At 64.4% G+C, this 22754-nt stretch carries 18 protein-coding genes and 1 other RNA gene; 6 read left to right on the top strand and 13 right to left on the bottom strand.

Annotation, left to right across the window (positions count from 1 at the left end; all coding sequences use genetic code 11):
* The first annotated feature begins 317 nt into the window (after positions 1 to 317).
* The 3 genes from FHS48_RS19360 (at position 318) to FHS48_RS19350 (ending at position 3943) form a co-directional block, all read left to right on the top strand.
* Entirely contained in the window at positions 318 to 2468 is a 2151-nt protein-coding gene (locus FHS48_RS19360; protein ID WP_184266480.1) for a methyl-accepting chemotaxis protein, read from the top strand.
* Positions 2469 to 2586: 118 nt separating this feature from the next.
* Positions 2587 to 3034: RNase P RNA component class A (gene rnpB, locus FHS48_RS19355), an RNA gene on the top strand.
* A 306-nt stretch (positions 3035 to 3340) separates the two neighbouring features.
* A complete protein-coding gene (locus FHS48_RS19350) occupies positions 3341 to 3943 on the top strand; it encodes an RBBP9/YdeN family alpha/beta hydrolase (RefSeq protein WP_184266477.1) in 603 nt (200 codons plus the stop codon).
* A gap of 8 nt (positions 3944 to 3951) precedes the next feature.
* Here FHS48_RS19350 and FHS48_RS19345 read toward each other — a convergent pair whose 3' ends face one another.
* The 10 genes from FHS48_RS19345 to FHS48_RS19300 form a co-directional block, all read right to left on the bottom strand.
* Positions 3952 to 4932: a sugar kinase gene (locus FHS48_RS19345; RefSeq protein ID WP_184266474.1), complete on the bottom strand. Its 981-nt coding sequence runs from the start codon at positions 4930 to 4932 to the stop codon at positions 3952 to 3954.
* 4 nt (positions 4933 to 4936) lie between these two features.
* Positions 4937 to 5953 carry an ABC transporter ATP-binding protein gene (locus FHS48_RS19340; RefSeq protein ID WP_184266471.1) on the bottom strand — a complete coding sequence of 339 codons (1017 nt, stop codon included), beginning with the start codon at positions 5951 to 5953 and terminating at the stop codon, positions 4937 to 4939.
* The gene (locus FHS48_RS19335; RefSeq protein WP_184266468.1) at positions 5931 to 6980 is read right to left on the bottom strand and encodes an ABC transporter ATP-binding protein; all 1050 of its coding nucleotides are present in this window, start codon (positions 6978 to 6980) and stop codon (positions 5931 to 5933) included. The genes FHS48_RS19340 and FHS48_RS19335 overlap by 23 nt, the downstream gene beginning before the upstream one ends.
* A complete protein-coding gene (locus FHS48_RS19330; protein ID WP_184266465.1) occupies positions 6977 to 8041 on the bottom strand; it encodes an alanine racemase in 1065 nt (354 codons plus the stop codon). The genes FHS48_RS19335 and FHS48_RS19330 overlap by 4 nt, the downstream gene beginning before the upstream one ends.
* Entirely contained in the window at positions 8031 to 8849 is an 819-nt protein-coding gene (locus FHS48_RS19325) for an IclR family transcriptional regulator (RefSeq protein ID WP_184266462.1), read from the bottom strand. Before FHS48_RS19325 ends, FHS48_RS19330 begins: the two co-directional genes overlap by 11 nt.
* A 39-nt stretch (positions 8850 to 8888) precedes the next feature.
* A complete protein-coding gene (locus FHS48_RS19320; RefSeq protein ID WP_184266459.1) occupies positions 8889 to 9272 on the bottom strand; it encodes a RidA family protein in 384 nt (127 codons plus the stop codon).
* Between the two features lie 24 nt (positions 9273 to 9296).
* Positions 9297 to 10937, bottom strand: coding sequence for an N-acyl-D-amino-acid deacylase family protein (locus FHS48_RS19315; protein WP_184266456.1), 1641 nt, complete (start codon positions 10935 to 10937; stop codon positions 9297 to 9299).
* A 16-nt stretch (positions 10938 to 10953) separates the two neighbouring features.
* Positions 10954 to 11838, bottom strand: coding sequence for an ABC transporter permease (locus FHS48_RS19310; protein ID WP_184266453.1), 885 nt, complete (start codon positions 11836 to 11838; stop codon positions 10954 to 10956).
* Positions 11839 to 11840: 2 nt separating this feature from the next.
* On the bottom strand, positions 11841 to 12782 hold the full coding sequence (locus tag FHS48_RS19305; protein ID WP_184266450.1) for an ABC transporter permease: 942 nt from the start codon (positions 12780 to 12782) through the stop codon (positions 11841 to 11843).
* A 105-nt stretch (positions 12783 to 12887) separates the two neighbouring features.
* Positions 12888 to 14438 (bottom strand): ABC transporter substrate-binding protein, encoded by a 1551-nt coding sequence (locus FHS48_RS19300; RefSeq protein WP_221443611.1) that lies wholly within the window; start codon positions 14436 to 14438, stop codon positions 12888 to 12890.
* A gap of 396 nt (positions 14439 to 14834) precedes the next feature.
* Here FHS48_RS19300 and FHS48_RS19295 point away from each other — a divergent pair, with 396 nt between their 5' ends.
* Entirely contained in the window at positions 14835 to 15605 is a 771-nt protein-coding gene (locus FHS48_RS19295) for an ABC transporter ATP-binding protein (RefSeq protein ID WP_184266447.1), read from the top strand.
* A 120-nt stretch (positions 15606 to 15725) separates the two neighbouring features.
* Positions 15726 to 16556, top strand: a complete 831-nt coding sequence (locus tag FHS48_RS19290; protein ID WP_184266444.1) for a VOC family protein — start codon at positions 15726 to 15728, stop codon at positions 16554 to 16556.
* A 70-nt stretch (positions 16557 to 16626) separates the two neighbouring features.
* On the opposite strand, the gene FHS48_RS19285 is transcribed toward FHS48_RS19290, so the two are convergent.
* Together FHS48_RS19285 and FHS48_RS20355 are read right to left on the bottom strand one after the other, a co-directional pair.
* The gene (locus FHS48_RS19285; RefSeq protein ID WP_184266441.1) at positions 16627 to 17982 is read right to left on the bottom strand and encodes an MATE family efflux transporter; all 1356 of its coding nucleotides are present in this window, start codon (positions 17980 to 17982) and stop codon (positions 16627 to 16629) included.
* Positions 17983 to 17986: 4 nt separating this feature from the next.
* The gene (locus FHS48_RS20355) at positions 17987 to 19126 is read right to left on the bottom strand and encodes a GNAT family N-acetyltransferase (protein WP_260402602.1); all 1140 of its coding nucleotides are present in this window, start codon (positions 19124 to 19126) and stop codon (positions 17987 to 17989) included.
* 504 nt (positions 19127 to 19630) lie between these two features.
* Between FHS48_RS20355 and FHS48_RS19275 the strand changes: the two genes are divergently transcribed.
* The gene (locus FHS48_RS19275; RefSeq protein ID WP_184266439.1) at positions 19631 to 21607 is read left to right on the top strand and encodes an asparagine synthase-related protein; all 1977 of its coding nucleotides are present in this window, start codon (positions 19631 to 19633) and stop codon (positions 21605 to 21607) included.
* 21 nt (positions 21608 to 21628) lie between these two features.
* Here FHS48_RS19275 and FHS48_RS19270 read toward each other — a convergent pair whose 3' ends face one another.
* Positions 21629 to 22555, bottom strand: a complete 927-nt coding sequence (locus FHS48_RS19270) for a phosphoenolpyruvate carboxykinase (ATP) (protein WP_184266436.1) — start codon at positions 22553 to 22555, stop codon at positions 21629 to 21631.
* Between the last annotated feature and the right edge of the window lie 199 nt (positions 22556 to 22754).

The following is a 22754-nucleotide window of genomic DNA, read 5'->3' as shown; positions in this document are numbered from 1 at the left end:
CCATGGTAAGCCTCCGGCTGTTTACCAGAGTGACTCATATTCCGCCGATTTTGGGAATCCCCTCCGTGAGTCAACGTCACTACAGTTTGGTATCATATCCCCAATTGTTGACGAATGTTACGGTTGATAGACCGCAGCAGGTTGGCGATAAGGCCCGCGCGGTCGACTCAGAGACCACTAAATAACGGCAAAAGCCGATCAGCGGGCGCGGGCGGGACAAACCTTTCATACGGAGCAGGATCAACCTGCCCATGCTGACGCCGTGTCAGCCTGTCAGGGAACGTCTTTTCCGCCCACCGCCCGTAGGGGGAAATAGAATGAAAATAAGCACCTTACGCATCTCCAGCAAACTGCCGCTGCTGATCAGCGCTATCGTTCTGCTGGCGATCTCCGTCACTGGCTCCGTTGCCTACTACCTTGAGGCCCGCCAGCTGGAAGAAGATGCCTTACAGAAACTGGATACCCTGCATGACAGCCGCGGCTCCATGTTGACGGCGTATCTACAGACGGTTGAGACAGACCTGACCCTGCTTGCATCGTCCCCCAATGCGTTGGAGGCCTTGCAGGAACTGGGACAATCCTACGCCGATCTTGGCGCCGGGGCCCCTTCGGCCCTTCAGGCGGCCTACATCACCAACAATCCCTATAAGTCCGGAGAGCGCCAGAAACTGGACGGCGCAAAGGATGGCTCCCCCTACTCCGCGACTCATTCGCGCTGGCACCCGTGGCTGCGCTCCGTGCAGGAAGGACAAGGATATTACGATATTTTTCTGGTCTCGCCGACCGGGGATGTCGTCTATACCGTCTTCAAGGAGCCTGATTTTGCCAGTAACGTTCTGACCGGGAAGTGGAAGGACAGTGATCTTGGGACTGTCTTCCGCAAGATCGCGGCCTCTCCGCAAAAGGGAGCAGTGCAGTTTGCTGATTTTGCGCCCTATGCCCCGTCCGACAACGTCCCGGCCAGCTTTATTGGCACGCCGATCCTTGACAGCACGGGGGCCTTCCGGGGCGCGCTGATCTACCAGATGCCGATTGATCGGATGAACACGCTCCTGCAATCGGAAAAGGGATTGGGTCAGACCGGTGAGATCATGCTGATCGGCAAAGATCTGCTGATGCGGAATCAGGCCCGCTTCATCAAAGACAACACCATCCTGAAGGAAAAGCGGGACTTTGGGGCAATCCATACCGCCCTTGCGGGGCGTGATGGCGCAACGCCCGAAACCCTGCCTGATGGTACCGATGTCCTGACCGCTTATGCCCCCTTCAGTTTTAAGGGCGTGACCTACGCTCTGGTGGCCCAGATCAAGACGGATGAAATCCTACAGCCGGTCCGTGATGCCCGGAACAGCCTGCTTGCCGTCGGCTTCATCATTGCCGCCTGCGCCCTGCTTGCCAGTATTCTGTTCTCCAGAACGATAACCCGCCCCTTAAGCGAGATGACCACCGCGATGAAAGGGCTTTCGGAAGGCGATCTCAGCATCCCGATCCCCGCCAGTGACCGGCAGGATGAAATTGGCGCCATGGCGCAGGCCATGCGGATCTTCCGCGATAACATGTCAGAGATTGATCGCCTGAAACTGGAAGAAGAAGCCAATAAGAAGCGGGCTGCCGAGCAGCGCCGGGCAGAGATGTTGAATCTGGCGGATTCCTTTGAAAACAAAGTGCGCGGCGTGGTCAACAATGTCTCCAGCGCCGCAACGGAGCTGCATTCGCAGGCGGACGCGCTGAATGCCATGGCCTACCAGACCCAGCAACAGGCCACAGCGGTTGCTGCCGCCACGGAAGAAGCCTCGGCCAGCGTGCAGACGGTTGCCGCCGGAGCCGAAGAACTCTCGGCCTCAATTGCCGAAATTGCCCGTCAGGTGGAGTTTTCGACCGAAGCAGCCCGCAACGCGACGGAAAAAGCAGACAGTGCCCGGGAAATGATCGGTAGTCTTGCAGAGTCCTCTCAACGGATCGGGGAAGTGCTGACCCTGATCAGCGCCATTGCCGGGCAGACCAACCTGCTGGCCCTGAACGCCACCATCGAGGCCGCCCGTGCCGGAGAGGCCGGTAAGGGATTTGCCGTTGTCGCCAATGAAGTGAAATCTCTGGCCAACCAGACGGCCCGTGCGACGGAAGAAATTTCGCGGCAGATCGAGGGAGTGCAGACACAGACCACACAGTCGGTGCAGATGATTGAAACGATTGTTGAAGCCGTCACCAGCATGAGCGAGATCGCCGCGACCATCGCCAGCGCGGTGGAACAGCAGAATGCCGCCACCCGGGAAATCGCCGGAAACACCCAGCAGGCCGCAACCGGCACCACGGAAGTTTCCACCCATATTCAGGGCGTGACTCAGGCGGCGTCAGAGACTGAGCATTCTGCCACTCAGGTGTATCAGGCCGCGGCCGATGTCAGCCGTCAGTCGGAAATCCTGCTGGCAGAGGTTGACTCCTTCATCGCAGAAATCCGGGCCGGATAAACGGTCTGACAGCGTCCCCCTCTGGAACGCATCCCTGTCCCTGGTATCGGGCCGGAGTTCTCCCGGCCCGATGCAGACTCGCCTTGATTCCCGGAGCGAACCGTCTATGGTGCAACTGTCAGATGGCCGGGTGATCGCCCCAGTCCGGCGGCTTCGGCTGCTGGAGGGGAGGAAAGTCCGGGCTCCACGGAATGACGGTGCCGGATAACGTCCGGCGGGGGCGACCCCAGGGAAAGTGCCACAGAGAGCAAACCGCCCGGACTGCGGTCCGGGTAAGGGTGAAAGGGTGCGGTAAGAGCGCACCGCGCGGCTGGTAACAGCGGCGGCATGGTAAACCCCACCGGGAGCAAGACCAAGTAGGGACGGCAGCTGTTAACCGTCGCGAGGATCCCCGCACCGCCTTCGGGCACGCGGTGACATCGGGCGGCAGGAGCAGCAGGCAGGATTTCGGGCCGCCGTCCGGGTCGGTCGCACCGAGGTGTTCCGGTAACGGGCACCCCAGATGAATGATCACCCAACGCCTTTCGGGGCGTGGACAGAACCCGGCTTACAGGCCATCTGGCATTTCTTTTCCCTCCAGCCCTATCCTGATCGCCTGAGCGGCTTCCGATGAACGGAAACCGCCGATCTGGAAAATTCTCGACCTTTCAAGGGGTAAAGGATTTTCAGCCATCTCGTCCGGGTTTTCGGTTTACTGAAAACACGCTGCCGCTCAGGGGCAGTCCGGTTATGGCAACAGCCTGAAACCGTCAATTTAACGTGAGAAATATGTTATTAAATTTAATTTTACATTCACTGTTGACAGTGTCCTCCGCTGCGATAGCATCGGTATTGATCCTATCAGACGATTACCTATCGCCGGACATAAAATCATGAGCACCTTTCTTGTCGTCCCCGGCTGGCAGAACTCCGGCCCGCAGCACTGGCAGAGCCTGTGGCAGCAAAAATCCCGCAACTGGTACCGGGTGGAACAGTCCGACTGGAACAATCCGGTCGGTGACCAATGGGTGACCACACTGGACCAGACCATCCGTTCCCTTGGCCAGAGCCGCGGTAACCCGATTGTGCTGGTTGCCCATAGCCTTGGCTGCCTGACGGTTGCCCACTGGTTTGAAAAGCACTCCACCGACGGCGTGATCGGCGCCATGCTGGTGGCCCCGCCGGACCTGACCCGCCCGAACGCGCCCAAAGAGATTGTCGGCTTCCTGCCGGTCCCGACCACCCCGATCCCGATCCCGTCGGTGCTGGTCGGCAGCACCAACGATCCGTACTGCGATCTGGATGTGGCCCGGGGTATGGCCCGCCACTGGGGCGCTGATTTCGTCAGTGCCGGGGCGGTCGGCCATATCAATTCAGACTCCGGCCTTGGCGACTGGGCGCAGGGACAGCGCATTCTGGCTGACCTTCTGGAACGGGCACAGGAAGAGGACTCCTCCTCCACCCCCCGTCAGGAACGATCGGCGGAACCGGCCTGACCCCTGGGTCAGGCCATTCCCCGCTCAGAAAGAAAAGCCCGGACCGCCGCCTCGGGGGGTACCGGTGCCACCGCCCCCAGCCCCGTCGCCGACAGGGCGGCGGCGGCGGCGGCATAGCGCACCGCCTGTTTCAGGGAATCTCCGACAGCAAGGCGGGATTCCAGCGCCCCGTCAAAACAATCCCCTGCCCCGCTGGCATCCACCACCTGCACGGCAAAGGCCGGAACCGTCGTGGTTTCGCCCTGATGGTCGATCCAGACCTGTCGCGGTCCGTCTTTCAGGACCGTGGTCCTCACCCCTTGCGCCCGGCACCAGTCAAGTCCCTCCTGCGGTGTCGAAACCCCGGCCAGAAGCCGGAGATCATCGACGCCCGGCAAAAAGACATCGCACAGGCGCGCCGCCGCCCCCACCAAGGCCCGGGCCATCGGCATCGGCCACAGTGTCGGGCGGACGTTGGGGTCAAAGCAGACCGTGACCCCAACGTCCGTTGCCCGCTCCATCGCCGACAGGGTGGCGTTGGCTGCGGACGAGGAAATGGCGAGACTGATCCCGGAGGCATGCAGCATCCGCGTCCGCGCCAGAAGACTATCGGGAATATCCGCCGCTGTCAGACCGGTGGCGGCAGAATGGCTGCGGGCATAGCTGAAGGCGTGCCCTTGCGGCCCATGGGTAACAAAATAGGCCCCGGTCCGCCCCCCCGGCACCACCCGGACCGCTGACGTCTCCACCCCTTCCTGCCGCCACAGATCCTGCAACAGGCCCCCGAAGGCATCATCGCCGATCCGGGTGACATAGGCCGTCCGGGCCCCCTGCCGGGAGGCCGCGATCACCATGTTGGAGGTATCGCCGCCAAACCCCTGCACGTAGGCGGAAGAGGCCGACAGATTGCCGGGCTGCTGGTTGAACTCCACCATCGCCTCACCGATGGCGACGATATCCAGGGCGTCCGGGCTGTCGCCAGACCGGGGAGAGAGGAAGGCTGCGGTCATGATCTCAGGCCAGTTCGGTCAGGCGGTCACAGGCGGCCAGATGCCCCGGCGCCACTTCGGTCAGCACAGGGATCGCCGCCGCGCAGGCGGCGGTGGCATGCAGGCAGCGGGTGCGGAACACACAGCCCGACGGCGGATTGGCCGGGCTGGGCAGATCCGACTTCAGCAGGATCCGGTCGCGTTTGTGGTCAGGATCCGGCTCCGGCGAGGCGGACAGCAGGGCCCGGGTATAGGGGTGACGCGGGCGGGTCAGGCTGGCCACCGGCAGGATTTCCATCACCCGGCCCAGATACATCACCATCACCCGGTCAGACAGATAACGCACCACCGACAGGTCATGGCTGATGAACAGCATGGCGAGGTTCATGTCCCGCCGCAGGTCCTGCAACAGGTTGATCACCTGCGCCTGTACCGACACATCCAGCGCCGAGACCGGCTCATCCGCCACCACGAACCGGGGCTCCACCGACAGCGCCCGGGCGATGCCGATGCGCTGGCGCTGACCGCCGGAAAACTCATGGGGGAACCGGTTCATCGCATCGGCCGGCAGGCCGACCTTTTCCAGAATAGCGGCGATGCGGTCATCCCGTTCCGACCGGCTGCACGGAAGATGCAGGTCGATGGCGGTGCCAAGGATCGACCGCACCCGCTTGCGCGGGTTCAGGCTGGCATAGGGATCCTGAAAGATCATCTGCATATGGCGGCGGAACCGGCGCATCGCCCCGGTGTCGAGAGCGGTCACCTCGGTCCCGTCAAAGCGGATGCTGCCACCGGTCGGTTCCACCAGCCGCAGCAGGGATCGCCCGGCTGTGGTCTTGCCCGACCCGGATTCTCCAACCAACCCCAGCACTTCCCCGGCTTTCAGGGAAAAGGTCAGATCTTCCACCGCCCGCACCCGGCCGACTTCGCGGCCCATCAAGCCCCGGACGATGGGAAAATGCTTCTGAAGACCGCTGATCTGCACCAGAGCGCCAGAGTCAGCGGCCACGGCAGCAGTGTTAACGGACGGCTGCGGCGACATCGGCGTCCCTCCAGCGGATACAACGGAGACTATGGGTAACGGCACCGGCGGACGAAATCTCTTCCAGTGGCGGGACCGCCGTCCGGCAGGCCTCGATCACCCGGTCACAGCGGCTGGCGAAGGTGCAGCCTGTCTGGCGGATCAGCGGGCTCGGCACCGTGCCGGGAATGGCATACAGCCGCTTACCGTGGCCGCTCTCCCCGTCTTCCAGACGCGGGACGCTGGCCAGCAGGCCGCGCGTGTAGGGATGGCCGGGGGACTTGAACAGGGTGCGGGTCTCAGCGGTTTCAACAATCCGCCCGCCGTACATCACCGCCACCCGGTCCGCCACATCGCACACCACCCCCAGATTGTGGGTGATGAACAGAATGCTCATCCCGAATTCGCGTTGCAAACGGCGCATCAGGTCAAGGATCTGGGCCTGAATGGTCACGTCCAGTGCCGTCGTCGGCTCATCGGCAATCACCAGCGACGGATCACAGGCCAACGCCATGGCGATCATCACCCGCTGGCGCATCCCGCCGGACATCTGGTGCGGATACTCCTGCACCCGCCGGTGCGGGTCGGGAATACCGACAACCTCCAGCATCTCCTCGGCCCGTTTCCATGCCGCCGCCTTGCTGACGCCCTTATGCTGCATCACGGTTTCGGCAATCTGGTCACCGACCGGATAAACCGGGTTCAGGCTGGTCATCGGCTCCTGAAAGATCATGCCGATTTCGTTGCCACGGATGGTGCGCTTGACCCGCTCCGGCGCGGTGCGCATGTCAACCACGCTGCCGTCGCGGCGGCGCACCAGAATTTCCCCGGCGGTCAGGCGCCCCGGCGGTGTCGGGATCAGGCCCATGGTGGCCAGACTCATCACCGACTTCCCGGAGCCGGACTCCCCGACCAGCGCCAGCGTCTCGCCGCGCCGGATGGTCAGGTCCACACCGTTGACGGCATGGGCCACCCCTTCTTCGCCGTGGAAGCGGACTTCCAGCCCGCGCACGGCCAGCATCACATCATCGGGCAGCGGCGCAGTCATCGCGTGCAGCCCCGGGCGGCAATCTGCCAGGTGTCCACCACCGCCCCGTTGCGGACCACCAGGATAGAATCATGCAGGTTGGTGACCACACAGACGTGGTTGGGCACAATCCGCACCCGCTCGCCGATCTGCGGCTTACGGTCGCAGCGGGACAGGTCAACGATACCGTGTTCCTCATTCAGGCGGATGATCACCGCATCCGGATAGTCGAGGATCACACCGTGCCCCTCGCCCGCCGCCGGACTGACCCGGTCGGACGACAGGGTCTTCGATCCGCAGTCCAGTACCGCCAGCCCGTCTTCCGGGCGGCTGACCACGGTCGCCAGAACCACCATCGCCACGTCATCCAGCGTTGCCGCTCCGGCGGCCACAGTGGCGCGGTCATGATAGGTATAGGTACCGACCCGGTATTCGGTCAGCCCCGGCACCAGATGAGCCCCCCGGTATTCCGGAGTACCGCCGCCGGACACCACACCGACGGCAAAGCCGTTCTGGTCCGCCAGCGCCCTGAAGGCGGTCAGGAACGGCCCGGTGCGGTCGGTGATCGGATAGGTCATCACCCCTTTGTAGAACCCCGGGCCACCGGCAGCCTGAATATGCGCCACCAGCGCGGCAGCTTCTTCCGGCGTCCGCACCCCGGTGCGCATGCCGCCGGAATCAAATTCGACATAGATCCCGATCGGGGTTTCCGCTTCTCTGGCGGCGGCCAGCACAGTGTCCACCGCCGCAACGCTGTCGGCGGCGACGGTCAGGGTACAGCCGCGCCGGGCCAGCGCCACCAGACGGGCCTGCTTGGCCGCCCCGATCAGGGGGTAGGAAATCAGGATGTCGGTGATCCCGGCCTCGGCCATCACCTCGGCCTCGCCCAGCTTCTGGCAGGTGATGCCGACCGCGCCGAGAGCCACCTGCTTCTGCGCCAGCAGCGGAATCTTGTGGGTCTTGATATGCGGGCGCAGGGCAATACCATGGGCATCGCAGTAGTCCTGCATCACCCGGAAGTTATGATCGACGCGGTCGGGGTCGATCACCGGGGTCGGGGTTTCGAGATCGTCAAGAAGCATCGGACAACTCCGCAGAAAGGGGGCGCCAGCCAAGATCGCGGGAAATGGCATCAGCGGCGGACCGGATCACCGTCCGCAGGGCCTGCAAACGGTCTTCACCCATATGGGCGAGGGAACTGGAAATACTGACAGCCGCGATCACCGCCCCCCGCGCATCACGGATCGGCGCGGCAATGCAGCGGATGCCGGGTTCATTTTCTTCCATGTCGAAGGCAACGCCGTCGCGGCGGACAGCCTGAATATCCCCGACAAAGGCCTCAACCGTCTGGCACGACGCCGGAGTCCGGACCCCGTCCGGGGTAAAGCAGGACCGTTGCAGGGACAGCGGCTTGTCCGACAGCAGGGCCTTGCCAAGGCTGGTGCACTGGGCCGGCATCCGCTGCCCGATGCGGGACCGCATCTCAAGCGACCGCCGCCCGGAGACCTTGTCGAGGTAGATCACCTCGTCGCCTTCCAGCACCCCGAGGTGCACGGTATCGTTGGTAACGGCCGACAGGTCTTCCAGATGCGGGCGGGCGATGGTCGGCAGATGCACCTGTTCGTGGGCGCGGAAGCCGAGTTCAATCAGCTTCGGCCCCAGCTGGTAGCCCTTGCCGTTCAGGCGGCGCAGCAGCCCGGCCTTCACCAGCGTCGACAGCAGGCGGTGGGTGGTGCTGCGGTTGATCCCCACCGCCTCGGTGACCGTCTTCAGGTCATCGGCCCCGGCAGACACCGCCTCCAGCACCGCCAGAGACCGCCACAGCACCTGACTGCCACTGTCCTTGGCGCTGTCGGGAATCAGCGGGCTTTCAGTCCGGTCTTCGTCCATCGGCGGCCTCCTGCGTACAACCAGAAACAAGAAAAAGGATTAAGCCGCAGTTTCCGGCAGCAGGGCAATGCAATCCATCTCGATCCACACGCCGATCAGACCGGCGGCACAGGTGGTGCGGGCCGGGGCGTTGGCGGAGAAGAATTCCTTGTACACCTCGTTGTATTCATTGAAGCGGGTGGCGTCAGACAGATAGGTATTGACCTTGATGATGTCCGACAGGTCGCAGCCTGCCTGCTTCAGGATGTTTTCCATGTTGCGGATGCACTGGCGCACCTGCTCGGCGAAATTATCCGGAATGGTGGTGGTGCCAGGAACCATGCCGATCTGGCCGGAGACAAACACCAGCCCGTTGGCCACCACGGCGTGGGAGAAATGCCCGGCGGCATTGGGGCCGTTGTTGACGACAATATTCTTACGCATGGTTTACTCCTTGGAATGAAGGGTTCAGCGAGCAGGCCCACAAAACCCGGCCCGGAACACCCGGCCCGGAGCCTGCCCCGGCGACAGGGGAACCGCCCGGCCATGGTCCACCACCGGCACACCCGCCACCCAGACATGATCAAGGCCCAGCGGCGGCAGGGTCGGGTTATCAAAGGTGGCGCAGTCCCGCACATCCTCGCCGAACAACACCAGATCCGCCACCAGCCCGGGCCGGAGGATCCCCCGGTCGTGCAGACCGAACCGCTGGGCAGGCAGCGACGTCATCTTGCGCACCGCCTCTTCCAGCGGCAGCGTGCCACCGGCCAGCGCATAAACACCGATGAAGCGCGGAAAGGTGCCGCAGGCGCGGGGATGCGGCAGGGTGCCCTGACGCGGCAGACTGTCGGAGCCCAGCATGTGCAGGCGGTGCCGCAGCACATCGGCCAGCTCCTCCTCCGACAGCTGGAACATGATGATGGTGGTCTGGCCGTTATCGGACAGGATCAGATCAACCAGTGTCTCGAACGGATCTTCGCCGCGTTCCCCGGCCAGTGCCAGCAGGGTACGGCCCTGAAGCGGCTTCAGCACGTCACTGGCAACCCCGCTGATCCGCACATTGCCCCAGCCGATCAGCCGGACCTTAGACTCCCAGCCCGCATCCGGGGCCTCGCCCTGCTCCACCGCCCGGCGCAGGGCCGCCTTTCCGGCAGGATCGCGCAGACGGGCCGACAGGGCCGGATAGCCGCCATCAAGGGCAGACGGCGGCAGCAGTTGCAGGATGGTGCTGCTGCCCGCCGGATAGGGATACATATCAAAGGAAACATCGGTGCCGCTCTGGCGTTCCTGCTCCAGCCGGGCCGCCGCCTGCCGGGCCTGCCCCCAGTAGGGGGCTCCGGCTGCCTGAAGATGCGACAGCAGACCCGCTGTTTTCGCCGCCCGCAACAGCCGCAGGAACTCCTCGACACTGTCGAGCAGCCCGCCCTCATAGCTGCGGACATGGGCCGCCAGCAGCCGCCCGCGCCGGGCCACCACGGCGGCAAGGGCCAGAAGTTCGTCCTCATCGGCAAAGGCACTGGGCGGATAGACCAGCCCGAGGCTGAGACCGGCCGCCCCCTGCTCCAGCTGGCGGTCCAGCAGGGCACACAGGGTCTGGCGTTCGGCCGGGGTGGCCGGGCGGCGCTCGAACCCCACCACCGCCAGCCGCAGGGCGGCATGGCCGACCAGCCCGACGTAATGGGTGTTCATTCCCGCCGCATCCAGCGCATCGGCATAGGCGGTGAAATCGGGGAACACCTCATCCTCCGCCACCGCCCCCAGCAGCGCCCCGTAATGCTCCCGCAGGGCCGGACGGGAGGCCTCAACCACCGGAAACAGCGAGAACGAACAGTTGCCGCCGACCACGGTGGTCACCCCCTGCGTGGCCTTGTCGCCCCGGGCCGGGGCACGCAGGGCCACCAGATCATCATGGGTATGGGCATCGATGAAGCCGGGGGCAAGGTAGCGCCCGACGGCGTCAATCACCGTATCCCCGGCCCCGGCAAGGGCCTGACCGGGGGCGGTGATGGCACGGATCACCCCGTTTTCAGCCACCAGATCGCCCCGGAACCACGGTGCACCGGTGCCATCAATGATACGGGCATGGCGGATAACCAGACGGGGCGTCATGGCGGGGTCTCTCTCCTTACGAGGATTTCTGGAGGCGCGGATCAAGGCTGTCGCGCAGCCCGTCCCCGACGATCTGAAGGGACAGCACGGTCAGCACAATCGCCAGCCCGGGGAAGGCCATCAGCCAGTCAGCCTGCCCGATGTACTGCTGCGAGGACGCGATCATATTGCCCCAGGTCGGGGTGGTCGGCGGGGTCCCGACCCCGAGGAACGACAGCGCCGCTTCGGTCAGGATGGCGTAAGCGAAGACAAAGGTGCCCTGCACGATGATCGGCGACGACAGATTGGGCAGGATTTCCGACAGCATCACCCGCCACGGGGCGATGCCAAGGGCGCGGGCCGCCTCGACGTACTGCATCTCGCGGATCACCAGCGTTGCCGCCCGGGCGACGCGCAGAACGCGCGGGGTGTAAACGATGCCCAGCGCCAGCACCACGTTCATCAGCGACGGGCCGAGACCGGCCATCAGCGCAATCGCCAGCAGAATGTCGGGAAAGGCCATCATCGCATCGGTCAGGCGCATGATCGGGCCGTCCAGCGGACGGATATACCCGGCCAGAAGCCCACCGATGGCCCCGGCGACACAGGCGAAGGCGGCGACCAGCCCGCCGACCAGCAGCGACACCTGCCCGCCGTACAGCACGCGGGACAGCAGATCCTGCCCGTATTCGTTGGTGCCGAACCAGTAGGTGCCGTTCGGCCCTTTCAGGCGGTTGGCCAGAGACATTTTGTTGGGGGCGAACGGGGCCAGCCAGTCCGCCGCCAGCACCGCCAGCACGATCAGGGTCAGCACCACCGCCGACACCAGCACCAGACGGCGGCGGAACAGGCGGCGCAGCAGCAGGCGCAGCGGCGAGGTCTGCGGGCGGGCGGCGGAAACAGAAGGTGTGGAGGCGGTCATGATCAGTACCGGATCCGGGGGTCAACCACCGCGTACAGCAGGTCGATGACCAGATTGATAAGAACATACAGGCCGGAGATGATCAGCAGCGCCCCCTGAATCACCGGGTAATCCCGGCGCAGCACGGCGGAGACGATCAGGTTTCCGGCCCCGGGCAGGCCGAACACGGTCTCGGTGACAATGGCACCGCCGATCAGCACCGCCAGCGTCAGGCCGACCACGGTCAGGATCGGAATCATCGCATTGCGCAGGCCATGCTTCAGGATCACTTTATGGGCAGGCAGCCCCTTGGCGCGGGCGGTGCGCACATAATCCTCGGTCAGCACGTCCAGCATGCTGGACCGGGTGAAGCGGGTGATGATCGCCGAATTGGGGATCCCCAGCGCCAGCGCCGGCAGCACCAGATGGTGCATGCGTTCCAGCAGGCCTGCCCCCGGCTCGCCATACCCCGAGACCGGAAACCAGCCGAGATTGACGGCAAACCAGCGGATCAGGGTCAGCCCGATCCAGAAACTGGGCAGACTGGCCGCCAGCATCGCCCCGGCAATCACCGCCTGATCGACGGCGGTGCCCCGGCGCACGGCGGAAATCACCCCGACCGGCACCCCGACCGCCACCGACACCATCACCGCCATCGTCGCCAGCAGCAGGGTCAGTTCCGACCGCTCGGCAATCGCCGCCAGCACCGGCTTGTTCAGGAAAATCGACTCTCCCAGATCACCGGTGACGATCTGAAGGGCGAACAGGCCAAACTGCGTCAGCAGCGGCTGATCAAGGCCCAGACGGGCGCGCAGGGCCGCCACGTCCTCCGGCGTTGCCGAGGTACCCAGCATCACCGCCGCCGGATCCCCCGGCACCACACGGGCGACGATAAAGACAACCACGGCCACCAGACACATGACAACCAGCATGCTCAACAGGCGGCGGACCACATAAGCGGCCATGACAACTCTCTCTTACAGGGGACGGTACAGCGGCAGCCCCCCTGCCCGCCCGGCCGGAACCGGTGTTCCGGACCTGACGGCGGACAGGGAAGGCCGGGGGGACCCTTATTTGACGCTGACGTTCCAGAAGTACGGCCACGGTGCCGGGTTCAGCCCGTCAACCTTGTCGCTGGCGGCGGCAAGGCTGTAGAACTCGCCGATCTTCAGGGTCGGGGCCTGCTTGAAGAACACATCCTGAAGATTGCCCCACAGCACCGAGCGGGTGGAGGGGTTGGCGTCGGAGTTAAAGGCATCCAGCGCCGCCGTCTTTTCCGGGGTGTCCCACCACCCGGCATAGGCCGGATTCATGATGGTGATCAGCGACGGTTCCGGCACGAAGGTGTGGTAGGTGAACAGGGCATCCCATTGCTTGGGATCGTTGCGGCGCTGCACCAGCGTCGCCCAGTCCAGCACCTGGAGATCCACCTTGAATCCGGCTTCCTCCAGCTGCTGCTGGGCGACCAGACTCATCTTGTACAGGAAATCGTACTGGGTGGAGGTCATGATGCGGATCGGCTCACCCGTGTAGCCGGCCCCCTTGGCCAGAACCTTGGCCTTGTTGGCATCGGCGGTGCCGAAGCTTTCCGCACCCTTGGTGCTGGCCAGTGCCGCACCCTTGCCATAGAACGGCCCGGTGACGGCGAAGAATTCCGGATCACCGAAAGCGGCCATCAGCATGTCTTCCGGCGACAGCGCACTCTGGATGGCGCGGCGCAGGGTGGCATTGGCGAGGCTGCCTTCCTTGTTGTTCATAATCATGAACGGCCAGGCGAACGGCTTGACCACCACCGGTTTGACTCCCGGCTTGCCGGTGATCCGGCTCTTCATTTCGGTCGGCAGCGCATCGGCATACAGGAACTGACCGGACAAGGCCCCTTCCAGACGGGTCACCGCATTGGGGGTCGGCACAAAGCGCAGCTCCGCCACCTTGGCCTCACGCTTTCCGGCATAACCGGAGGCCTCTCCGGCCGGGGAGGTATAACCGGCAAAGGCTTCCAGACGGATGTACTGGTCAGGCTTGTGCTCAATCAGCCGGAACGGGCCGGTGCCGATGAAGGTCTTCAACGGTCCTTCGGCTTCGGCCTGCGCCTTCGGCATCATCACGGCGGCACCGTTGTTGAAGGCGAGCAGGGAGCCCAGCGGGGAAAACGGCTTCTTCAGGGTGAAGCGCAGGGCCTTGCCGTCAACGACCGACACCTCTTCCAGCACCGCCGCCACAGTCTTGCCGCGCGGCGACACCGCCAGCCAGCGCTTGACCGAGGCCAGAACATCATCACCGGTCATGGCCGATCCATCATGGAACGTCACGCCGCTGCGCAGCGGAATGGTCCAGACCTTGCCTTCGCCGGACACTTCCGGTTCCCCGGCGGCCAGCAGCGGCTTCAGGGTCCAGTTGGCATCAAAGGCATACAGTGTTTCGAACACGTGCTGGGTGATGGTGCCGACAAGGTCCGCCGTGGTGCTCATCGGGTCCAGCGACGGCGGCTCGCCGATGGTGGCGACGGTCATCACCCCGGTCGGGGCAGCCAGAACGGTGCCTGTCATCAGGGTTCCGGCAAAGGTCAGGGCGACGGACAGGCTGGCAGCCGCCAGCAGCCGCGGACGCAGGCTGGTCATTGTGGGATCTCCCAAGGTCAACCGGGGCCGCCACCGCATGGGACGGGCCGGAGTCAGATGCATGAAGCCGCCCGATAAGGCTCCCGGCCCGGCCCGGAGAGCGGACCTGCGGGACCCGTCCGGGTCTTTTATTCGATGGGCTGACGTTACCTGCGGCCGGATCAAATCTCAATATAGAAAATTCATTTCATATAATGGGAATTATTGAAAATCAGAGACTTCTCAGAAAGACCGACGCCCGGACTGCACTTTTTTTGCAGTCGCCGCGCAGAAAAATCATCCCGGTGTGCCGGAGCGCTGATTTTTCCGCTGAACTTTCCAGCTCCCCATTCGTTACTCCTTGGAATCGGGCTGCCCTGCCGCCCGCGACTCCCGACCGGTGGAGACCTTTCCCTGATGTTTGAGGCTGACGGTATCAGTGCGGTTCATGACCGCACCACCCTGTTGCACCCCCTGTCCCTGTCGGTGTCCCCCGGCACCGTCGTCGGCCTGATCGGCCACAACGGATCGGGAAAATCGACCGCCCTGAAGCTGATGGCCCGCCATCTGCCGCTGACCGCCGGGCAGGTGAGGATTGACGGTCACGACGCCACCGGGCTGGACAGCCGGGCCTTTGCCCGCCAGCTGGCCTATATGCCGCAGGCCCTGCCCACAACACCCGGCCTGTCCGGGCGTGATCTGGTCAAATTAGGGCGCTATCCGTGGCATGGGGCGCTTGGCCGTTTCGCGCAGGAGGATGCGGCAGCGGTTGAGGACGCCCTGACCCTGACCGGAACCCATACGCTGGCGGACCGCATGGTCGCCACCCTGTCCGGCGGCGAACGCCAGCGGATCTGGCTGGCCCTGCTGCTGGCCCAGAAGAGCCGTTACCTGCTGCTGGACGAGCCCATTTCCGCTTTGGACATCGCCCACCAGATCAACACCCTTGCCCTGATTCAGGAGCTGGCCCACAGCCTTGACCTCGGCGTGGTGATGGTGCTGCACGACATCAATCTGGCAGTGCGTTACTGCGACCGGCTGGCGGTGCTGAAAGGCGGGCGGCTACAGATCGACGATACCCCGGAGGCGGTGCTCGACAGCGGTATTCTGGACGATGTCTACGGGGTCACCACCCACATCATCCCGCATCCGCATTACGCCACCCCGGTGGTGCTGTTCGGCACCTGAGGACGCTCCGGCCAGCCCGGCCTTCCGGTGGAGCGCCGTTCCGGTGGATATTGTATAAATCCCTGATCGCGCTACAGTTCTCCCCGGATAGCAGACCAGCCCCCGGAAGGAGCAGCTTTCATGCGCCGGATTGATCATCTTGTTGTGGCCGTGCGGGACCTTGACGGTGCCGCCGACCTTTACCGCCGCCTTGGCTTTCAGGTCGGGGCCCGCAACCGCCACCCGTGGGGGACGGAAAACCGTATTGTCCAGTTCCGGTCCTCATTCATTGAACTGATCACCACCGGCGATGACCCGGCCCTGATCCCACCGCATGGGGACGGCGTGTTCAGCTTCGGGGCCTTTGTGCGGGACTCCCTCGTCCGCCGGGAAGGCTTCCCGCTGCTGGTGCTCGACAGTGACGATGCCAGGGGCGACGCTGCCGCCTTTGCTGCCGCCGGGATCGGAGCGTTCGAACCATTCTTCTTTGAACGCAAGGGCATCCGCCCCGATGGCACCCCGACCCATGTTGCCTTTACGCTGGCCTTTGCCGCCGATCCGCTGGCCCCGGAGGCAGGCTATTTCGTCTGCCAGCAGCATTTCCCCGAGAATTTCTGGAACCCGGCGTTCCAGATCCATGCCAATGGCGGGGAAGATATTTCTGCCGTCACCCTGACCGCCGCCCGGCCGCAGGCCCATGCCGCCTTTCTGGCCACCTTCGGCCAGTCAACGGCAGACATCGCGGCGGATGGCACCGTCAGCATTCCCCTGCGCGGCGGGCGGATCGTCGCCTCTGCCACCGGGGCGGACGACACCCCGCTGCTGACCGGCTTCACCGTGCGGGTTCCGGCGCTGGAGGCTACCGCCGCCCTGCTGCGGGACGCCGGAGTGCCCTTCACCGAAACCGCTGCCGGGTTGGTTATCAGCCCTGACACCGCCTTCGGCACCACCATCGTGTTTGAACCCGCGTAAGGAAAACCGGGGCCGCCCCCTTCGGAGCGGCCCCGGCGTCGTAACGGCTGCGTTTCTACGGCTGCGTTTCTCAGGCGCGGGCTTTCAGCGTCCGCATCTGCCACAGGAACATCGGCACCACGATCAGACCGGCCAGACCGGCGGCAACCGCCGGACCGGCGATCACTCCCTGCATGCCCCACACCAGCGGCAGGGCCAGCAGCAGCGGCAGCAACAGATAGCCGCGCTGCGCCAGTGCCACCACCGCCGACAGCTTGCCTTTGCCCAGGGATTGCAGCAGCACCAGCAGCACACATTCCAGCCCGGCCAGCAGGAAGAACAGATGGAAGGCCACCAGCGCCGATGCCCCCTGTGCCTGCACCCCGGCATCATCGCTGAACAGACCGACCACCCAGTGCGGCCACAGCAGCATGACGGCGGAGAACAGCGCCGCGAAGACCGTGGTCACCACCAGCATGAACCGCACCCCGTCACGCAGACGGCGGTAATCCCCGGCCCCGTGGCTGTAGCTGATCACCGCCTGTGCCCCAAGGCAGAAGCCGATGATCGGGAAATACCCCAGCAGGACCACCCGTGCCGCAATCCCGATCGCCGCCACCGCACTGTCCCCACCATAGCGCCCGGCCATGTGATAGAGGATGGCGAAACTGACCGCCGTCAGGATGCTGGCCGCCGTGGTCGGCATCCCGATGCCGAGGATCGGCCCCGTCACCCGCCGCCGCCAGCGGATCAGCCGGGTATGCACCTGCACCACCCCCCAGCGGCGGGTGAAGTACAGGGCATAGGCCCCCAGCGCCACCCCCTTGGCCAGAACGGTGGCCCACGCCGCCCCGGCAATCCCCATGTCGAGCACAAAGATCAGCAGCGGGTCGAGGGCGATGTTCACCGCAAACGACCCCAGCAGGGTGTACATGCTGAAACGGCTGTTGCCTTCGGCAATGGCGATGAAATCACAGACAATCTGGATCAGGGTCAGCACACAGGTGAAGGCCAGAATGCTGATGTAGATGCGGGCCAGCGGCTCCGTTTCCCCACCCCCGCCGAGCAGGGTGATCACCGGCCCCTGCGCCAGCAGCAGGGCCCCGGTCATCACCAGCCCGATCACCGTTGCCAGCACCAGTCCGGTGCTGGCAATGGCCCCGGCCTGCCCGCTGCGCCCTTCCCCCAGCAGCCGCCCGACATTGGCGGCAACACCGACACCGATGCCCTCCCCCAACGCCGCCACCAGCGAGAATACCGGCAGGGTCAGGCTGATCGCCGCCACCGCCGGGGTCCCAAGCCCCCCGACGAAGGCCGCATTGACCACATGATACAGCGCGTTGATCAGCAGCCCGGCCACTGATGGCAGGGCAAGGGTCAGGATCAGGCGTTTCAGGCGCGGATCGGCCAGATCAGCCGGTTCCGCGAAGCGGGCAAGCCGGGCCATCGGATTACTCCGCCGCCTGCGCTGCCGGGGCGGCCAGATGCGCCGACCACTTGCGGTTCTCAAAGAACCGTTCCCGCAGCAGCATCACCAGCATCGCCCGCTTGTGCGGGAAGTTGAATTCCTTCAGCAGGGCGAAGCCGCCGCGCGACAGGTTGTTCAGCTGCTGGGCATGGCTGGCCGCCGGTTCACCGACAATCCGCTGGGTGCGCAGGTCATCAAGGAAGATGTAGTGCATCAGCGATGGCAGCCACGCGGTGACATAATCGCGGCCCCGGCAGGACTCATCCCCGATCAGCACATGCCAGCCACGGTCAAAGTCCTCGCAGTCATAATAAGGGGCAATGCGGTTTTCCTTGGCCCAGTAGACCTCGAAGTAGCCGAACGGACGGTCGCCGATCCGGCCGATCAGCGGCATCACATGCGGGTCTGCCAGCCGCTCCGCCACATAGGCCGCGTGTTTATCGCGGTCCCCGGCCTCATCCCAGATGGCATTGACGCGCGGGTCATTCATCCAGCTATGGAAAGTCTCAAGATCGGTGGCCGGATCAATCAGGCTGAGGCTGAGGCACTGCCCCAGCCACGGAATGAAGCGGCGGTACTGTTCCCCCGGCACCTTGGCCCGGCGCAGCGGGTGCCGGATCTTACCGGTCATCACCCGGCGGATCTGGTGCGGGTGATGCATGTGCGGGGCCGTCCACAGCGAGGACACCTGCCAGAACAGTTCAATCGCGATTGAAACCGTATCACCGTCCTGCACGGCACACCCGCTTTCCAGAACATAGCGGATCGCCTCCGGCAGGGTCGGCAGCTCCGGCTGCGTCACCGGAAACAGCACGGTATCCAGACCCGGCGTCGCCGACGACACCACCTCCACCGTCGCCAGCAGGGCAAGGCACAGCGGATAGCCCCCCGGCACGTCCCCGGCCAGTGTCGGAGTCAGGCGGCAGACATCCGGCGACAGGCTTTCCACCGTCACCCGGCACAGCACCTTGCCATCCTGCTGTACCTCCAGCACCGCCGGGGCGACGGTCACAACGCTGACGCCACCGCCGGTGCAATCAAGGCTGCTGAAAACGACGCCCGGCGCGGGCAGGACAGGCAACGGGGCCATGGAGGAAAGACCAGCGGGCAAAACAGCAGTCATGTGACATGGGTCCTGATCTGAGGATGGGGATCTGTCAAACAGACGAATGACCGGCCCCGCAGTTCAGTCCCCACTCCGGACCCAGCCATCCCTCTACGCCTTGCTCTCCTCTGCCTACCCCTAAAAAAACATTGTTTATAAATTGATTAATCGGCACATTAATGCTTCTGCATAAACCAGATTCGCAAAAATCAAGGCCGTATGCCCCGGACTGTAAAGGCTGGCTGCCCTTATTCCGGATGGAACATTCTAAACAGAGGTCCCCTCCTAAATGCCGACAGAATTCCTGAATACAGCTGACGCGGATTATGATGCCCGGTCGGATGCATCACTCTCCCCTGCCCTGGCGGAAAAGGCCGGCCCCTCTCCGATGGTCTGGATCTCCCCCCTGTCCTGCATGACAGAAGAAAACATCCGGATCACCGGCCCTTCGTGGCAGCCCCCCCCGGAAGCCGGGACCGGCGTCGTCTGGTGTGCCTCCTGACCTGATTCAGGGCACTCCCGATGGCCCTGATGGGTTTTTACAGCGCCGACCGACGGCCGGCTGACGCCAGCCGCACCGACCTTGACCGCCTGCACAATCTGACCACATCGTCCCACCTATGGACCGCCAGCCCCCATCGCCTGCGGCGGGGAGTGGCTGGAACATCGGCCTGCGAAGCCCTCGCCGTTGTCCCCGACAGCCCGTACCGGCAGGACGGACAAACCGCATTGGCCTACAGTCCCGGCCCGGCGACAGACCGCGCCGGACGCGGGCTTTGCCTTGTCGGCATCCTGTTTGAGCCGGACCGTATTGCCGATGCCTGCGGTCTTCCGCCCGGCACCCCGGATCCGGTTCTGGCCGCGGCATGGCTTGACCGGCATGCCGGTGCCTCCCCCGAGACCGCCCTCAACCGGCTTCCCGGCGATTACGCTCTCGCCCGCTGGGATCCGCAGGAAAAGACCCTGCTTCTCGCCGTGGCACCGATGGCGACCCATACCCTGTACCACCATCAGGGACCGGATGGGCTGTGGTTCGCCTCCACGCTGGCCCTGTTGTTCCGCTTCCCCGGTGTTCCACGCCACCCATCAATGACCGGGCTGGCAGGATATGTCTCCGCGCTGGTTCTTGATCCGGCGCAAACAATTTTCGAAGATGTCGGGCTGCTGCCGCCCGGCACCCTGCTGGTCTCCGGACCACGTGGAACCCGGAAGAGCGTGCTGTGGCAGCCTGATCCGGGACATCGGATCCGGATGAAGCGGGACAGCGACTATGTTGAGGCAGCACGGGAGCTGCTCGACACTGCGGTCCGGGTCCGGCTGCGTCAGCCCCGCCCCCCTGCCGTTCAGCTCAGCGGCGGGCTGGACAGCCCTGCCATCGCCGCCACCATGGCCCGGGTGCGGCCCGGCGTTCCAATCGACTGCTACACCTCGGTTCCGGCCCCATCGGCGGAATGGGCCGTGCCTGCTCGCCATATGCCGGAGGAACGCCCGGCCGTCGAGGCCATTGCCGCCCTGCACCCGACCCTGCGGGTGCAGTTTCATGCCTCCACCGGCCCCGCCCCGTTCGAATGGGACCCACGCCCGCTGTTCCTCAAGACAGGCCGCGCTTCCATTCTGGCTCCGCACATGGGGTGGTTTGAACCGATCAATCAGGCGATGATCGCTGACGGCCATACCCATGTCATGGTTGGAAATTCCGGCAATTTCACCCTGAGCTATGATGGCCTGCCCAGTCTGCCGGATCTGATCCGGCGGGGACGGATTGATCTTCTGGCCCGCCACCTGCCCCCGGCCGCCCGGTTTCTGCGCCGCCCGCTGTGGCCCCTGATATGGGGTGCGACGGGGGCCAGCCTCCCCACCCTGCGCGCCCTGTGGCGACGCTGGCGGGGCCGGACACCCTCTCTGGCTGGGCATTCCCCCCTGCGCCCCGAAGCCATCGCCACCCTTGCCCTGCCAGAGGAGATGGCGCGGTGGGGACAACCGGCACGCCTGACGGACATCTCAGACAGCCGGGTCCTGCGGGCCTATATGCTGTCTGCGGGCCATGCGCGGAATGTGGAAGGTTATGCCGCCTTCCGGGCGACCTATGGCCTCGACGTTCTGGATCCCCTCGGAGACCGGGCCTTGGTGGAATTTTGTCTGGCCATTCCTGTGGAGCAGTATCTTATCGGCGGTCGGCCGCGCAGCCTTGCCCGCCGGGTTCTGGCGGACCGGTTGCCTGAACAGGTGACGGCAGAACGCCGGATCGGTCGGCAGAACCCTGAATGGTTTCAACGGCTCACCGCCCAGCGGGAGGCTTTTGCCGCTGATCTTGAAACATTGCAGCGGGTGCCTCTGGCTGCGGAACTGCTTGATCTTCCCCGCCTGAAAAAGCTGGTGGAAGACTGGCCCGCCGACGCGGCCGCCGCAGAAAAACAGCGCCTTGACTATGAAACCCTGCTGGCGCGCGGCGTCAACCTGGGCCGGTTTCTGCACTGGCTGGATGGCAACAACCGCTGATCTCCTGCCCCGGGCCCAAGATTATCCGGCCAGAGACCGGATGGTCCTCAACAGGGCGGGCAACTCCTCCAGATCATCAGGACGGATGAGTTCCACCATTTTTTCAGTCGCCGCCAGCGCTGCAAGACTTTTGAAAATAAGGGGGCCGCATCCCATTGCTTCACCCAGTTCCAGACGGTGAATCACATGCCGTTGCCGCATTGCCAAAACGCCCGACAACCGGGTAACCCGAACCGGGCCGGGCGACGCGGAACGCCCCAGAACGGCCAGCAGCCGCAAGGGCAAAGGCTGCACCGTAAACGCTTCCGCCGATACCGGTATATGATGCTTATCCTGCGGCCCCCGCCCCGGCACGGCTTCCGCCCCCCTGATCCCAAGTGCCCGTGCCGTGTCATCACACAGCCGCAGCCTCGGGAATGCCGGACGGATCAAGGGGCCTTCCGGCTCCCGCAGATCCAGCACGCACAGATCATCTGACAGCAGCCGGGCCCCCTGCTGCATCAGGGCCGCCGCCAGAGACGACTTGCCCAGACCGGAATCCCCAGCCATCAACACCGCCCCGCCACCGATTTCCACACCGCTGGCATGCAACGGAACAACACCCCGCTGAAAGCACAGGGCCGCCAGACAGGATCCCAGCAGGAAGGTCCGGAGTTCCGGGGCATCCTCCGGCAATTCCGGATTGACGGTCATCCGGCTTCCGCCTTCAACCAGATACGATGCCACACCGGGAATCCGCAGGAACAGCTGCCCCTCCGCCCCCAGATACGCCCCCGGCCCCTGCTCCGTGGTCGGGCCAAGGGCGGACCAGCCCCCGGTCCGGTCAGACGGCGACGCCAAAGTCCGGTCGATCAGAATCTGAAGACCAGCGGCTCCACCGTCAACGCCAACCCAGTCGGCAAGATCCGGCAAGGGCAGCGCGGAACGGACACGCCACCCAAAGAGCATTTTGCTAGAATCTTGTTTCATAGATCTAATTTACATTATTTTAAAGTAATGGGAATGTTCTATCCTACCGCAACGGGCACAGCAAGGCCCCGGCACCGCAAACCCACGGTCATCGCATTTGGCCGAGTATTGATCTGGCGAATTCGTTGGACCATCCAGATCGTTTGCGCTTGCGTCGCACCGAGATGTCTGGGCGGGC

The organism is Novispirillum itersonii (assembly GCF_014205675.1).
Classification (GTDB): domain Bacteria; phylum Pseudomonadota; class Alphaproteobacteria; order Rhodospirillales; family Rhodospirillaceae; genus Novispirillum; species Novispirillum itersonii_A.
The sequence above is the reverse complement of the archived record's forward strand: the minus strand, read 5'-3'. Positions and strand labels throughout refer to the sequence as shown.

Bases quoted from the DNA above. Each gene is read 5' to 3' on its own strand.
- FHS48_RS19360 (WP_184266480.1), top strand. From the start codon at position 318: ATGAAAATAAGCACCTTACGCATCTCCAGCAAACTGCCGCTGCTGATC.
- FHS48_RS19350 (WP_184266477.1), top strand. From the start codon at position 3,341: ATGAGCACCTTTCTTGTCGTCCCCGGCTGGCAGAACTCCGGCCCGCAG.
- FHS48_RS19345 (WP_184266474.1), bottom strand. From the start codon at position 4,932: ATGACCGCAGCCTTCCTCTCTCCCCGGTCTGGCGACAGCCCGGACGCC.
- FHS48_RS19340 (WP_184266471.1), bottom strand. From the start codon at position 5,953: ATGTCGCCGCAGCCGTCCGTTAACACTGCTGCCGTGGCCGCTGACTCT.
- FHS48_RS19335 (WP_184266468.1), bottom strand. From the start codon at position 6,980: ATGACTGCGCCGCTGCCCGATGATGTGATGCTGGCCGTGCGCGGGCTG.
- FHS48_RS19330 (WP_184266465.1), bottom strand. From the start codon at position 8,041: ATGCTTCTTGACGATCTCGAAACCCCGACCCCGGTGATCGACCCCGAC.
- FHS48_RS19325 (WP_184266462.1), bottom strand. From the start codon at position 8,849: ATGGACGAAGACCGGACTGAAAGCCCGCTGATTCCCGACAGCGCCAAG.
- FHS48_RS19320 (WP_184266459.1), bottom strand. From the start codon at position 9,272: ATGCGTAAGAATATTGTCGTCAACAACGGCCCCAATGCCGCCGGGCAT.
- FHS48_RS19315 (WP_184266456.1), bottom strand. From the start codon at position 10,937: ATGACGCCCCGTCTGGTTATCCGCCATGCCCGTATCATTGATGGCACC.
- FHS48_RS19310 (WP_184266453.1), bottom strand. From the start codon at position 11,838: ATGACCGCCTCCACACCTTCTGTTTCCGCCGCCCGCCCGCAGACCTCG.
- FHS48_RS19305 (WP_184266450.1), bottom strand. From the start codon at position 12,782: ATGGCCGCTTATGTGGTCCGCCGCCTGTTGAGCATGCTGGTTGTCATG.
- FHS48_RS19300 (WP_221443611.1), bottom strand. From the start codon at position 14,438: ATGACCAGCCTGCGTCCGCGGCTGCTGGCGGCTGCCAGCCTGTCCGTC.
- FHS48_RS19295 (WP_184266447.1), top strand. From the start codon at position 14,835: ATGTTTGAGGCTGACGGTATCAGTGCGGTTCATGACCGCACCACCCTG.
- FHS48_RS19290 (WP_184266444.1), top strand. From the start codon at position 15,726: ATGCGCCGGATTGATCATCTTGTTGTGGCCGTGCGGGACCTTGACGGT.
- FHS48_RS19285 (WP_184266441.1), bottom strand. From the start codon at position 17,982: ATGGCCCGGCTTGCCCGCTTCGCGGAACCGGCTGATCTGGCCGATCCG.
- FHS48_RS20355 (WP_260402602.1), bottom strand. From the start codon at position 19,126: ATGACTGCTGTTTTGCCCGCTGGTCTTTCCTCCATGGCCCCGTTGCCT.
- FHS48_RS19275 (WP_184266439.1), top strand. From the start codon at position 19,631: ATGGCCCTGATGGGTTTTTACAGCGCCGACCGACGGCCGGCTGACGCC.
- FHS48_RS19270 (WP_184266436.1), bottom strand. From the start codon at position 22,555: ATGCTCTTTGGGTGGCGTGTCCGTTCCGCGCTGCCCTTGCCGGATCTT.